5 protein-coding genes are annotated in these 14,844 nt (G+C 70.8%); 2 read left to right on the top strand and 3 right to left on the bottom strand.

What is annotated here, in order from left to right; all coding sequences use genetic code 11:
* The first annotated feature begins 153 nt into the window (after positions 1 to 153).
* Positions 154 to 1,356 (top strand): serine hydrolase domain-containing protein, encoded by a 1,203-nt coding sequence (locus ACQPYS_RS03280; RefSeq protein ID WP_433491662.1) that lies wholly within the window; start codon positions 154 to 156, stop codon positions 1,354 to 1,356.
* 88 nt (positions 1,357 to 1,444) lie between these two features.
* On the opposite strand, the gene ACQPYS_RS03275 is transcribed toward ACQPYS_RS03280, so the two are convergent.
* Positions 1,445 to 2,668 carry a TetR/AcrR family transcriptional regulator gene (locus tag ACQPYS_RS03275; protein ID WP_084480542.1) on the bottom strand — a complete coding sequence of 408 codons (1,224 nt, stop codon included), beginning with the start codon at positions 2,666 to 2,668 and terminating at the stop codon, positions 1,445 to 1,447.
* Positions 2,669 to 2,801: 133 nt separating this feature from the next.
* On the opposite strand from ACQPYS_RS03275, the gene ACQPYS_RS03270 reads away from it, so the two are divergent.
* Positions 2,802 to 3,611 (top strand): enoyl-CoA hydratase-related protein, encoded by an 810-nt coding sequence (locus ACQPYS_RS03270; RefSeq protein WP_433491661.1) that lies wholly within the window; start codon positions 2,802 to 2,804, stop codon positions 3,609 to 3,611.
* A gap of 148 nt (positions 3,612 to 3,759) precedes the next feature.
* Here ACQPYS_RS03270 and ACQPYS_RS03265 read toward each other — a convergent pair whose 3' ends face one another.
* Positions 3,760 to 4,749, bottom strand: coding sequence for an alpha/beta hydrolase (locus ACQPYS_RS03265; RefSeq protein ID WP_174551683.1), 990 nt, complete (start codon positions 4,747 to 4,749; stop codon positions 3,760 to 3,762).
* Positions 4,750 to 5,075: 326 nt separating this feature from the next.
* Complete coding sequence (locus ACQPYS_RS03260) at positions 5,076 to 14,660, bottom strand: AMP-binding protein (RefSeq protein WP_433491660.1); 9,585 nt, start codon at positions 14,658 to 14,660, stop codon at positions 5,076 to 5,078.
* Positions 14,661 to 14,844: the final 184 nt, after the last annotated feature.

Raw genomic sequence — 14,844 nt, 5'->3', positions numbered from 1 at the left:
GGAGTCATCGATTCCTTCGCGAGCCGCACGCCGGGAGTCCGGCCACCACCGTATCCGCGGTCGAGTCAAGACCCGGCGATCACCGACGACATCACGTCGTCGAAACCGCCCAATGCGGTTACACTGGCCGAAAAATAGACAAGGAGCTTGCCTATGTTCTCGCATCGCGGGCCGGAATCGGGACGGCCGAGCGAATCGCGTCGCGATACCGCATTTCCACGATGGTGGCGGGCAGCGATCGCGACAACCGCTGTGCTCGTGCTGGCCTGTGGCGGCAGAGAACTGCCCACCGCGCAGGGCAACCCTGGCCAGGCCCACGTCGACAATGCCGTCTTCCCCGGCCGGGATTGGGAGCGGACCTCCGCCGCGGACAGTGATTTCGATCCGCACGCGCTGGAAACACTCACCGGCCGGGCCCAGGCCGGTGGCTCGGCTTGCCTGGCCGTGGTCCGCGACGGCAAGCTGGTCGTCGACGAACGGGATCCCCACTCCGGACCGGATCCTCGGGAAACATTCTCGGTCACCAAATCGCTCACCGGACTCCTGGTGGGAATCGCCGTCCGGCGGGGTGAACTATCGGTGTCGGACAAGGTCGCCGATCACGTACCGGAGTGGCGCGGCACTCCATCGGAGAGCGTGACAGTCGAACACCTCCTCACGAACACCTCGGGACGCCAGTGGGACGCTGTCACCGACTATGCGGAAATGGCAGTAAAGGCGCCGGACAAGACCGCGTTCGCCATCGGCCTCGGTCAGGCACGGGATCCGGGAACGGAATGGGTGTACAACAATTCGGCCGTGCAGGTACTTTCGAGGGTCCTTCATTCCGCCACCGGTGTACATCCCTCCGACTACGCTCGGCTGCACCTCTTCGGCCCGCTCGGTATGCGTGACTCGCATCTGGAACGGGATCGCTCGGGGGGAGCCATGACCTTCATGGGCCTGCGTTCGACGTGTCCGGATATTGCCCGCCTGGGAGTCCTGATGCTCCACGAAGGCGCCTGGAACGGCGAACAGATCATCGACGCCGATTACGCGCAGAGGTCGGTCAGCCCCAGTACCGACCTCAACCGGGGCTATGGACGACTCTGGTGGCTGAACTCGGACGGCCTGGTGGTGTCACCCGCGCCGGCCGCGAACGGGCGCGGTGAGCAGGTCCCGCTGACGGGGCCATTGGTTCCGGATGCCGGCCCCGATACATTCTGGGCCATCGGATTCCGGAACCAAACACTGGCGGTGATGCCCGATAAAGGAATCGTGGCCGTGCGCCTCGGCCCGAAGCCACCCGAGGTGGCGCCGTTCGGGTTCCAGGAACTCACCGTCGGCGTCCTCGAAGCCACGACCGACGGTCGGTGAGGAGGTCTACACCGTTTCGCTCGATCGCGCGTACTGGCGGCCGGCCGCCGCCCGGCAGCGGCGATTAGCCCGACACCTTCTCGGCCGTTCAGCCCAGCATCACGGCCATCATGAGGGCGTGCACCCGGGCCATGTGCTGGGGCCGGGAATCGAAACGGATCAACCGGCCCACATCGATGACCTGGCCGATCGCCGAATGCACCCGGAAGCGCGCCTCGATGGGATCACCGTCGAGCAGATTCGCCCATTCGTGCACGTTCTGCCGTTGAATGGCCCGGAGTTTGTGTTGTTCGGCCGGGGGCAGGTTCGGGAATTCCGCGTAGTACACCGGCATGATCTCCGGCATGGCGAAACTGAGCCGGATGTAGCGGTCGGCGATCTTGTCCACCGCGTCGGCGCGCCCGCTCGCCTCGGCGAGCGCCTCGGTGATGGCGAAGGCCAGCCGGTCGCCGGTGCGGTGGAAGGCTGCCGCCAGCAGGTCGGATTTACTGCTGAAGTACCGGTAGACGCTGGAGGCGTTGATTCCGACAGCCGCGCCGATCTCTTCGATACTGGCCTCGTGGTACCCGCGGCGGCCGAAGATCCGGATCGCCTCGGTGAGCAACTGCTCCCGTTTGGAGGTCACCGGCAGGCCGCGCGGGGTGTTGTCGGGTTCGCCGGGCCCGGGGGCGGGCGGCAGTTCGGTGCGCACGATCGACCAGGCCATATCGTGCAGCAGCGGCAGCAGTTTGGCACTGGACAGGGCGGTGCGATGGGCCGAGATACTGCCGATCACGCTGAGCACCGCGGCGGCCAGCAGGGCGATGTCCTCCGGTGGGGCGTCCGGTCGGAGTTGCTCGATCGGCGCGGACAGCGTCTCGTTGATCCCGTTGTAGAGGGTGCGGATGCGGGCGCGGTCGGGCTGCTCCAGGTAGCGGCCCTCCCACCGGTACAGACCTGCCTCGCGCCGGATCTCGATGGTGTGCTCGGAGACCGCCCGGATGAGGGCGTCGAGACGTTCGTCCGGCTTCGCTTCCGGCTCGTCCGCGGCCCGGGCGGCCTCGAGCAGTTGCCGGGCACCTTCCTCCGCGGCGGCGACCAACAGGGCGTACTTGTTGGCGAAATGGCGGTACAGTGCGGGACCGGAGATCCCGACCTCGGCCGCGATCTCGTCCACGCCGACCGGATAGTAACCACGTTCGCTGAAGGCGCGGGCCGCGGCGCGCATGATCTGCACCTTGCGGTCCTTGGGCCGGCGCCGCCCGCCCTGGCCGGCGCCACGGTCGGCCGGACGCACGCGCACCGGGTCCACCCGGCTGCTATCCGCGACCATGCATTCTCCGTTCGCCTCGGCGGCGCCGCCGGTGTTGACAGCGCCCGACAAGTCAACCTAAGTTAACCACAATTCGCAACGTTAACCGCTATTCGCCACCTGGTCGGCACCGGGGGCACTCGATGGAGCGCGCATGGTCAACACAGATTCCCCCACCACGCAGCCGGCGGGTTTCTCCGCCGTGCAGGACGGCCGGGTACTGCGGATCACCCTCACCAAGCCCAAGCGCAAGAATGCGCTCGACTACGACTCGCTGGTCGCGCTGGGTGACACCTTCCTCGCGGCCGCGCAGGACAAAGCCGTGCGGGTGGTCGTGCTCACCGGTGCCGGCGGCGACTTCTGCACCGGCGCCGACCTGGCCGCCAGCGCCGAAGAGGGCGCCCGCGGCATCACCCCCGACCAGGTGATGGACGCCGCCAACCGGCTCGTGCGCGCCATCGTCGACCTACCGGTACCGGTGATCGCCCGCCTCCGGGGCGCGACCGCCGGGGTCGGTGTCGGTATCGCGCTGGCCGCCGACCTGGTCTACGCCGAAGCAGACTCCTACCTGCTGCTGGCATTCATCAATATCGGTCTCATGCCCGACGGTGGCGCCGCGGCGCTGGTGGCCGCGGCCGCCGGCCGCCCGCTGGCCGCTCGGATGGCACTGCTCGGCGAACGTCTCCCCGCCCCCGCGGCCCGCGCCGAAGGCCTGTTCACCGACGTCCTGGCCACCACCGAGGAACTCGATGCCGCCGTCGAGGCCGCCGCCGAGAAGATCTCGCACGGTCCGCGGCGCGCGCTCGAACTCACCAAGAAGGCACTCAATCGCGCCACCCTCAGGGCCCTGGACACGGCCCTGGCCGACGAGAAGGCCGGGCAGGTCGAACTACTGCAATCCCCCGACTTCTTCGAGGGCGCCGGCGCCATGCTCGGCAAACGCAAAGCGGTCTTCGCGGAGTAGGCGCGACCCCGATCGCGCGAACGCCCGCTCTGCCCACCGGCAGGGCGGGCGTTCTCGTCATCGCGCACGAACGGGCCGGCATGAGAAAACGCACGTGCCGGGGCGGCGTACTGCCGCCCCGGCACGGGCACGAGAAACAGCGTTGGGACTAGAGGCCCAGGCCACGGGCCAGAACCGGCCACGACACCTTGAACTCGTCCTCCCAGTAACCCCAGGAGTGGGTACCCGAGTCACGGAAGTTGAAGGTGGCCGGGATCCCCAAAGAATCCAGCCGCGTCTTCAAATTATGGGTGCAGAAGTTGGTACCCGCCTCGATGACGCCGCCGACCAGGATCTGATTGGCCAGCCCGTAGGAGCCGGGCAGGGTGTGCGGGCCGTTCAGGGTGTCCCAGCGGCCGGGCAGGCCGTTACCGGTGGAGACGTAGAGTTCGAGACCGCGCAGCGCTTCGGCGTGCAGGTAGGGATCGTTCGCGGCCCATTCCGGCGAGCCCTGCGGACCCCACATGTTGTCGGTGTCGCCGCCGCCCCATGTGTTCACGGTGAGCTTCACGAACTCCGAACCGACCGGGTCGCTGGTCTGGGCGCAACCGCTGTAGGCCGCGGCGGCCTTGTAGAGGCCGGGCTTGGCGATCGGCAGAGCCAGCACGGTGGTGCCCGAGGTGGACAGACCGGCGAGGCCGTTCACACCGTTGGTGCCCAACGCACCGTCGATCAGCGGCGGGAGCTCCTCGGTGAAAAAGGTCTTCCACTTGTTGCGGCCCAGCGCCGGGTCGTCCTTGATCCAGTCGGTGTAGTAGCTCCAGGCACCACCGATGGGCTGGATCACATTGACGTTCTTGTCGGACAGAAATTCGAGGGTGTTGGTCTGGGCCTGCCAGGATGCCGAGTCCTCGCCACCACCCGCTCCGTTGAGCAGGTAGAGCGTGGGCCGGGGCACCGAGGCGTCGGCCGGGCGCTGGACGTCGACGACGATGTCCTTGTCCATGGCCACCGAGTTCACATACAGCCGCAGGTTGCGGTCGTCCTTGTACTCGGCCTTGACGATGCGTGACCCGTCGGGCGCGGTGGGGTCGGCGAGCAGTGTCTTGGATTCGATGATCGGATCCGCACCGGCGGTACTCCCGCCGAGACCGGTCATCACACCGGTCAGAACTGCCGTGGCCGCGACCATTGCCGCGGCGCGTCTACCGCCACGCCGGGTGAGTCGACGTATCAATTTCACACCTTCGCTTCGTCTCGAATTTCCATCCGGGGTCTTTCCGCACCGCAACAACCGGCTCCGGGTCCCGAACGCCTCACAGTAACGGGACAGGATCGACCCAACCCGGGAGTTCTGTCCCTGTAGTCGTACCTTGCGGACATATCGTTACCGTAGCGTTGCCCGGCTACCACGGTTTGATCGACCGGACCGGGAATCCGGTACCGGACCCCGCCGACTCGGCGATCCCGGACGCCGGAGCGGGTTCAATCATGCCCGCCCCGCCGGGAACCGCTCATGAGCGACCCGCCGACACGTTCGACACGCCCGAGATATTCCAGCACACCGTCCCGGCGGCGGACCAGGTCCCCCGTCCGGTACAGCCGGCCCCCACCCCCGGTGGCGACGAACCTCGAGGCCGTCTCCGCGGCCGCGGCGTGGTAACCCCGGGCCAACTGCGGACCTCCGATGTACATTTCGCCGACGGTGCCCGGCGGTACCGGGCGCAGTTGTTCGTCCAGGAGGTACACCCGGTCATTGGTGACCGGCCGCCCGCCGACCGACCCGACGGTGATCACACCCGTCTCGTTGTGGCCGTACCAGATCACCAGTTCCGCGCCGGGCAGCAGCGTAACGAACCGTTCGACACCACCGGGTGGGAGCGCGGCGCCGTCCACGACGACCCGCCGCAGGCTGAGATGCCCGGCGCGGCCGCCGCCGTCGGTCACCGAATCGAGGAACCGGTCCAGCAGGGACGGGACCACGTGCACGATCGTGACCTTGTGGGCGGCGATCGAACGGGACAGGTCGGCGGCCCGGCCCGGATGATCGGGCATCAGGATCTGGGCACCGTGGTGCAGCGGCCGGAACAATTCCCACAGCGTGATATCGGTCACGGTCGGCGCCGCGTGCAGCACCAGATCGGACGAATCGTAGGGATGGCTGCGCTGCGCCCGTCGCAGTCGCTCCACCAGCTGCCGGTGCGTGCTCGTCACAGCGGGCGTGCCACCGGGGACGTACCGGATATCGGCGAGGTCGTCGGCGGCGACCGGTGGGAAGACAGCCGGGTCGGCAGGCAGGTCCAGATACAGCAGGTCGATGGCGACCACCGAGATCCCGGTGCCGGTGGCGAAGCCCTCGTCCGAGGTGCTCAGCACACAGATCGGGGCCGCGGTGGCCAGCAACTCGTCCACTTCCGCGGCCGGGCGGCCGGGATCGACCGGCACATATCCGCCGCCCGCACGCAAAACCGCGCAGACCGCGACCACCAGGTCGATACCGGGTCGCATGGCCACGGCGACCAGGGTTCGGTCGCCGACGCCGAAGCGGATCAGCTCCACGGCCAGCGCCCGGGACTTGCGGTCCAATTCGCTGTAACCGAGCACCCGCGCACCCTGCCGCACGGCCGGGTCCGTGGGAGTCCGGCTCACCTGTTCGTCGAACAGCGACAGCAGGGTGCTCTGGTCGTCACGCGAGGCCAGATCGGCAATCGGAGACATGTAGGCGGTCGTCTCCACATCCGGAATCGGCCGCAGGAAGGTGGTGGGCTCCGGGTCCGCGGTGAGCCCGGGATCGGCAGTGAGCCCGGGATCGGCGGTGAGCCCGGGATCGGCGGTGAGCCCGGGATCGGCGGTCGGCTCGGGACCGGGTGCGGGGGCCGCGGACTTCGAACGCTTCAAGGTCCAGTCACGCGGTTCGGACGATGCCGTCTCGTCCCGGAGCGGTTGCGGCCGGCGCCGCGGCAGCGCCGGCGGGAGCTCGACCGGCGCCGATTCGGCCTCGCCGTGTGCCTCGCGCCGCGGCAGCGCGGCCGGACCCGGGTCGGCTGTGCTGCCGGCGGTCGCACCCTCCGCTTCCACCGCGGAGCGGCCGCCGCGCCGCGGCAGCGCCGGCCCGCCCGCCGGTTCGGACTCGGTGCCGGCGGACGCGGGGCGCGTCTCGGCGGTGGGACGGCGTTCCGGCAGCGGATCCGGTACGGGTCCGCTCTCGGTGGACACGGGCTCGGAAAGGGCACCCGCCGAATCGGCGTCGGGCCGCGCGCCGAGCCGAGAACGGCGCTGCGGCAGCGACGGTTCGGATATCTCGGCCTGTTCCGGTTCCGTGCGGGACCCGCTGTCGACCCGGGGGCGGCGCCGGGGCAACCCCGGAGGTGCGGAGGCTTCGGGCGAGTCCATTTCTGTGCCGAGGCGTTCCGGTTGGCCGGCCGGCCCGGGCCGGCGACGGGGCAGGGCCGGCGGCGCGGGCGGCTCGACGGCATCCATCGGCTCGGCGACAGATCCCGCGCCGTACCGGAACGCGCCCCGCGGAGGCGTCGCCGAGGGCTCGGCTGCCTGCTCCGACAGCGGCTCACCGGCAGGCCCACTGTCGTGCCGGGGCAGGTGCTGCGGGAAGGCCCCGGATCGCGCGGCCGATTCCGGACTCACGGCCTCGGGTGTCGAATGCGCCGGACCCGGGCGGCGTTGTGGCAGCGAGGCCCGGCCCGGGTCCGCGGTCGCCGCGGGATCCGGATCGAGCCCCGACCGGCGCTGCGGCAACGAACCCGAACCCGCATCCACCGTCGCGGCCAGATCCGCATCGAGCCCCGACCGGCGCCGGGGCAACGAACCCGAACCCGCATCCACCGACACAGCAGAATCCGCGTCGGGTCGCGCGGCACGTTGCGGCAGCGACACCGAACCCGAATCCACCGTCGCGGCCGGATCCGCATCGGGTCGCGTGCGGCGCCGCGGCAGCGCTGTCGCGGTCGGATCGATTCCGCTCGCCACGGTTTCGGATTCCGAACGCGGCCCGGCGCCGCGTTGCGGGAACGCGGTTCGCTCCGGGACGGTCTCCTGTTGCGCGGGCGCGCCGGCTCCGCCGACCGGCCGGCGTTGCGGGAGCCCGGCACCGGCCGCCTCGGCATCCGTACCGGGGACGGCCGTCGCGGGTGTTTCGGCGCCCGTAGTCCGGCGCCGCGGGAGCCCATCCGGAGCGGGTGCGCCGGCCGTGTCCGGCAGCGGATCGGCGGCCGCGTCGTATGCGTGGTGTCGCGGTAGCGTGCCGCGGACCGGCTCGGGCGGCGCGGCGTCCGGGACGCCGGTGATCGGGCGCAGCAGTGAGGTGACCTCCGCGTCCGGCACCGGTTCGGACATGTGCGCGGGCAGCGCCGCATGCGCGGGCGCCGACTCGACGGCGACCTGCGACTCGGGTGCGGGCTGCGGCGCGGGCGCGGGCTCCGACGCGGGCGCGGATTGCGACTCCCGCGCGGGCTGCGGCGCGGACGCGGATTGCGACTCCCGCGCGGGCTGCGGCGCGGACGCGGATTGCGACTCCCGCGCGGGCTGCGGCGCGGACGCGGATTGCGACTCCCGCGCGGGCTGCGGCGCGGACGCGGATTGCGACTCCCGCGCGGGCTGCGGCGCGAGCGCGGTGCGCCCGATATCCGGGCGCAACCCGTGTTCGGCGAGGCCGCCGAGTGCGCGGACCCAATGCTCGGCGAAGGTTTTCACATCTTCACCGGCGAAAACGTCGGTCGCGTAGTCGAACCGGCAGAGCAGACCGTCGTCGGTGGCGTCGACGGTCAGTGCCAGCGGTACTCCGTCGGCCGGGCCGTCGGTGTGGACCCGGGCCGGCCGCAGATCCCGGTAGCGCAGAGTGAGCCGGCCGGATTCGGCGGCGGCGAACTCGGCGGCGGTCTCCGGGTTCAGGTGACGCAGGAGCGCGTAGCCCGCGCCACCGTCGGGTACCGACCGGTAGAGATCACGGATCTGGACCAGCGCGCTTCCGGCGGCGGGCCCACCGACCAGAGCCTCGGTGGTATCGATATCGACGATCCGGACCGACAGCGGGAATTCCGTGGCGAAACCGCCGACGAGATCGCCGGTTCCGTTCGCGAACGACCGGGCGTCGGCGTCACAGCGCACCAGGGATCCGATCGCGCGGGCGACTTTGCCCTGCGCACCGGTGTGCAGGGCGACGGCGACGGCGGTCAGCAGTACCTCGGGCACGGTGGCCTCGTAGGCGCCGGCCGCGGCGGTCACCGCCGCAGTGCCCTCGGCGGTGATGGCCAGGGAGACCCGGCGGCGGACCCGGAGATCGGCGGACCCCAGGGGGGCCGCTATCTGCGCGCCGGCCAGGTTGCGCCGCCACCATCCGGACTCGTCCAGTAGTTCGATGGAGCGGGCGCGCGCGTCCAGGGCGTGCACCAGTTGCGGCAGTTTGGTCTCGGGGGCTGCCGCGGCGAGTTCGGCGCCGGCCCAGCCGGCGACCAGCTCGTCGATGATGATCCGCCACGAGCGGTCGTCGACGGCCAGTCCATTGGCCACCACTACGAGCCGTCGATCCGGTTCGGTGCCGGTGACGACGAAATGGATATTGCGCCCGTTCGCGGGGTCGAGCGCGTCGGCCGCCGCTTGCACCACATCGTCGGTGGCCAGGGTGTTCTCACCGGTTTCCGGCCCGCGCCACCAGTACTGACGCTCACCCCGCTGTTCGCGCGGCGGGATCCACAGGACGGGCGGTCGGGCGCCGGTGTCGAGCCGGGCCGACAACATCGGATGCCGGGCCATCAGCGACTGCACCGCGATCTCGGTCCGGCTCAGCGGCCGGTCGGTCGGTAGATCGAGTACCACCGACCGGACCTCGACCCCGGGTACGGGACTGTCCAGCAGCCGGGCGGCGGTGGGTGTCGCGGGCAGCTCACCGGTTGTCTCCGCCGCGGCGCCGGTGAACGAGACCGGCGCCGCGGCGGTCGGGACAGGTTCGGCCGCCTGCGGTGGCGGTTCCGGTAGTGCGGTCTCCGCGATATCGAGCGCGCCGACGGGTTCGACGCGCGCTTCGGCTGCCCACGGGCCTGCATCCGGCGGCAGCGGCGCGATCTCGTCGGGGTCCGGTAACCGGGTCCGATCGGGTTCGCCGGTGCCGGTCAGCGGGATCCGCTCGACGGCCGCGAAAGCCGACGGCACCAGATCCGCGGGCACCGTCTGCGCGAGTGCGGCGCGGACCGAGGCAAGGTCGGGTTCGCTCCCGGCCTGCTCGGGAACGATGTAGGCGACCAGGCGTGCGCCGGGGCGCGCGGCCGACGATACGGCCGGACCGGTGCCACGGGTGAGTACCGCGGCCGCGGCGATCCCGGGCAGGGCGCGCAGCGCGGCCGTGACCGCGGCGGGGCGGACGCGGTGGCCGCGGAAACCGAACTGGTCATCGGTACGGCCCAGGTAGTCGAGTCGCTGTGGGGTGGTGGCGGTGGCGTCGCGCCACCGCACCATATCCCCGGTCCGGTACATGCGCTGGCCGTAACCGAAAGGGTTCGCGACGAATCGGTGCACGGTGCCACCGCGCCGGCCGAGGTAACCGCGAGCGAGCTGGTCACCGGCCAGGTACAGCTCACCGGGCACCCCGGGCGGGACCGGCCGCAACCGCGAATCCAGCACGTACACCCGGGTGTTCCACTGCGGCAGCCCGATCGGCACCGACCGATCCGCCGATCCCGCGGCCGGCCAGGAGGTCGCCGACACCGCGGTTTCGGCGGTCCCGTACAGATTCTGCGTCCGCGCACCGCAGCGTTCCCGCACCGCCCGTGCCGTTTCCGGCGCCAGCGGACCGCCGGTCACGAAAACCTCGCGCAGACTGCGCATCGGTCCCGGATCGGCGTGCTCGGCGAAGGCGGCGAGTTCGTCGGGCCCGAAATCGGTGACCGTCACCGCTCGCGCGGCGATCGTCGCGGCGATACGCTCCGGGTCGTGCGTTCCGGCCGGGGCCAGAGCCAGTTCCGCCCCGGCGCGCAACGGCAGGAAAGTACCCCACAGCGAGGTGCCGCGGGTCGGCGGATTCTGCTGGAGGTAGACGTCGGTGAAACCCATCGGGTACTGGGCGAGCATCAGCGTGATCTGGTTGTGGATCGCGCTGTGCGAGAGGACCGCCAGTTCCGGCCCGTCCGGCGACACCGAGGCGCACAGCAGATAGGCCGCGTTACCGGGGCGTATCTGCCGGATCAGTTCCTCCGGGCGCACCGGCTCGGCGGAGTGACGGGCGAGATCTTCGGCACCGGGCACCAGAATCGGCGGCCGCGACGCCGTGCTCGTCTCCACCGCCGCCAGCCTCGCTTCGTCGGCCGGGGCCACCAGCACACAGGCCGGTCCGGCGATATCGATGAGCCGCGCGTTCCAGCCGGCCGGATCGTCGGGGTCCAGCGGCAGGCAGGCGCCACCGGCGGACAGCACCGCGTAGATCGCGACCAGCAGCTCGGTGGAGTTGCGCAGCGCAACACCCACCGGCGTCTCGGTGCCGACTCCGGCCTCGATCAGCCGCCGTGCCAGCCGGTTCACCCGGGCGTCGAATTCCTGATACGTCAGTTCGGCTTCCGCGTCGGCCACCGCCACGGTATCGGGGCGGGTGGCGACGGTGCGGCGGTAACCGTCGAGCAGCAGGTCCGGCGCGACCGGGTACCGGGTGTCGTTCCAGACCACCAGCAATCGGTCGAGATCGGCCCGGGACAGCAGGTCGATATCACCGACCGGGCCGTCGGGATCACCACCGGCGACGGTGAGTACGCGCTGCAACCGACGCGCGAATTCGGTGGCGGTGGCGGCGTCGAACCGGTCGGCGGCGTAGTGCAACGCGGCCGCGATCCCGTCGGGTGAACCGTCGGGCGCCCGGTGCGGGTCGATCACCAGCCGCAAACCGCACTCGGGGGTCGAGTTCGCGATCTCGATCGGCTCGGTGGACAGACTCGGCATTTCCAGACGCGGAATATCGTTGTGCCGCAACGAGATCGCCATATCGAACAGCGGCGCGCCGACGCCGATCGCCGCGTCCACGATCTCGAAGGGCAGATCCGCGTGGGCGAACGCCGCGCGATCGGATTCGGCGACCCGCGTGACCAGGTCCAGGAAGGACTCCGCCGGATCGATACGGGTGCGCAGGACGACGGTGTTGGCGTAGGGGCCGATCGCGTCGTCGAGTTCGCGTTCATCGTGCCCGCGCACCGAACTGCCGAGCACGATATCGGTGACGGCGGCCGAGCGGGCCAGCAACACCGCGAAGGCCGCGCGCACCACGATGAACTCGGAAACCTCACCCCGGCGGGCGATATCGGCGATCCGGCGATGGGTGCGGGTGCCGATCTCGAAACCGTGCACGCCGTAACCCGTGCCGCCGGAGCCGCCGGTAGCGGCCGGAATCTCCAGCAGCGGCGGCAACCCCGCCAGGTATTCGCGCCAGAACGCCAGTCGCGCCGCGGCGAGCGATCCCGGATCGGTGCTGTCGCCGAGAACAGACTGCCGGTTCAGGAAATAGTCCAGGTACTGCACCGACAGCGGTTGCCACAGCGGCCGCGACCGGTTGCGCCGGCCCAGGAACGCCCGCAGCAGATCCCGCAGCAGCAGACCGGCCGACACCTCGTCGGCGAGGATGCGGTGGACGACCACCGCGACCACATGTTCCCGGGGGCCGGTCTCGGCCAGCGCGAACCGTACCGGTACCTGTTCGGGATCGGCGACATCGAAATCGGTCCGGGACAGGGCCTGCAACCACTCGGCCAGTTCGGCGGGCGCAACTGGTTCGGCGGCCACCTCCGGTACCGCCCGTTCCCGCGGCAGCACCACCTGATGCGGTGTGCCGCCGACCTCTGGGTAGACGGTGCGCAGCGTTTCGTGCCGGTCGACCACATCGGCGACGGCGGCCTGCATGGCCGTCGCGTCCAGGGTGCCGGTCAGGGTCATCGCGGCGGTGAAGGTATCGGTGCCTTCTTCGGGGGTGAACCGGTTGCGTTCCCACAACCGCAGTTGGCCGGGCGAGAGCGGGATGGATTCCGGTCGCGCCGCGGCGCGACGGTCGTCCGGCGCCGGAACCGTTTCCGGCGCCGATGGTTCCTCCGCACGCGGCGACGCACCGGCGGAGTCGGGCCACAGCGGGCTCGGGGCATTGCTGTCCCGGGCGCCGAACGGGAAATCCGAGCCCCCGGGCTCCGGGCGGGTGGCGGGTAGCACCGCCGGGCTCGGGCCCCGGCTGCCCGGCGCGTCCGCACCCTCCGGCATATTCTCGTAGAACGCCAGCGCGTCACCGGCCGCCCGGAACGAACTCCCGCGGGAGGGTTGGGTATCGCTCGGCGCGGGCAGCTGCCGGTCGGCGCTCAGCCAGGTGTCGGCATCCGGCTCCGCCGGATCGTTGGCCTCCGCTCCGGCGGGCGAGGATTCCGCGGCCCGGGTGCCGCGGGCGCCCAGAGGTTGTGAGCGGTCGGGCATTTCCAGGTAGCCGCGCCCGGGCAGTTCCATATCACGCCGCTCGGAGGCGAGCCTGCTGTCCGCCCCGGGCAGTCCGCGCGCGGGAACCGGATCGGGGGTGCCGGGTTCCCGATCGGCCGGTCCGTCGCCGTAACCGGTGAAGGCGCCGTCCTCGACCGGCTGCTCCGGTTCGGCGGGAAGGTCGGGTTTCGCGGGCGGAGCAGCGGTTTCCCGGATCGGCAGGCTCTGCTCGAAGTCGGCCGGTGATTCGGCGAGCGCTGCCTCCGGTGCGGCGGCGGAGTCGACGGCGACGAGTGGCGGTGTATCCGAGTCGCTCGGCCCCATGACGCCCGAGAGCGTCGATGGTGCGGCCGGCGGTTCGACCCGGCCCAGATACTCCATTTCGCCATCGTCGGTGCGACGCACCAGGTCACCGGTGCGGAAGAGTCGCGAACCGTCGTCGGCGTAGGGGTCGGCGACCAGCAGTTGCGCGGTCCGCCCGGGCCGGCGGTGATAGCCACGGGCCAGTTGCGGACCGCCGAGATACAGTTCGCCGACCGCGCCGTCGGGCACCTGCGCGAGCTGTCCGTCCAGGATATGGGCCGTCACACCGCGGATCGGCGCGCCCACGGTCGGCGCCCGGTCCGGGGTCAGCGCGGTGCTGATACTGGTCATGATCGTGGCCTCGGCCGGCCCGTACCCCTGATAAAGCACCCGGGTCGCCCCGCCGGCGACGGGAATCGCCCAGCGCGCCACCTGTTCGGGCGGGCACGGCCGGCGCCCGGCGATCACCACGCCCAGTTCGTCGAGCCCCGCCGGATCCATCACCTCCAGCGCTTCCGGCGGCAGGTAGGCATGGGTGACACCGGTGCGGCGCAACAGTTCGGTGAGTTCGTCCGCCGTGGACACCAGCGGGGAGACAACCACCATGGTCGCGGCGCCGCCGAGCGCGAGCAGCAGCTCCAGTACGGCCGAATCCGAGGGGAGCGGCGCGAAGTCGAGCGTGCGGTCCTCTGGTTCGACCCGGAAACGGCCCTGCTGTTCGGCGCACAGACCGGACAGACCGGCCTGGGTGACCACCACACCGTCCGGCGAGGCCTCGCCGTCGCTGGCATAGCTGACATAGGCGGGATGTTCGGCCCGCAGCGGGCGGATCCGGTCGGCGTAGGTCACCGGCTCGGCGGAGAACTGTTCCAGCGCCCGAGCGGCCCCGACCGTGTCGACCTGCAACCACTCGATCTCGTCGGGGAGTTCGTTGCGGACCCAGGAGACCGCCAGACCGTAGACCGCACCGACATCGACCAGCAGATGCGCGATCCAGTTGGGCGGATAGGCGGGATCGATCGGTACGAAACCCGCTCCTGTCTTGGCCACTGCCCAGACCGCCAGCACCGCGTCCAGCGAACGCGGGATGGCCACGGCCACCAGATCCTCCGGGCCGATTCCGCGCGCAATGAGCGACCGCGCCAACCGGCTCGACCAGGCGTCCAGATCGGCATAGCTGACCTGCTCCAACGGGCCGGTGCCGTCGGCGAGGACGAGGGCCGCACCGTCGGGATTGGTCTCGACAGCGTTCGCGATCAGCTGCGGAAGGGTGGTCACGCGGGGCCGCCGGGTTCGGTGGGGCCGGGTCCGGACTGGCCGCGTCATACCGTTTTCGCCCTCCGGAGGTGGTCACACCGCTGACCGACTACCGCATCCATCTGTCCGCCTCGCCTGCCTGTCGCACTTCACCGCCGCGCCCTACCGTGCCGCAGCTTGGACAGCAGCCTGCCACAATGCGCCGGTACCCGGTATGGCACCCGCAGGTTACCGGTCGGGGCGGCGCACAGCT

It is taken from the genome of Nocardia grenadensis (assembly GCF_050942415.1).
Classification (GTDB): domain Bacteria; phylum Actinomycetota; class Actinomycetes; order Mycobacteriales; family Mycobacteriaceae; genus Nocardia; species Nocardia grenadensis.
The sequence above is the reverse complement of the archived record's forward strand: the minus strand, read 5'-3'. Positions and strand labels throughout refer to the sequence as shown.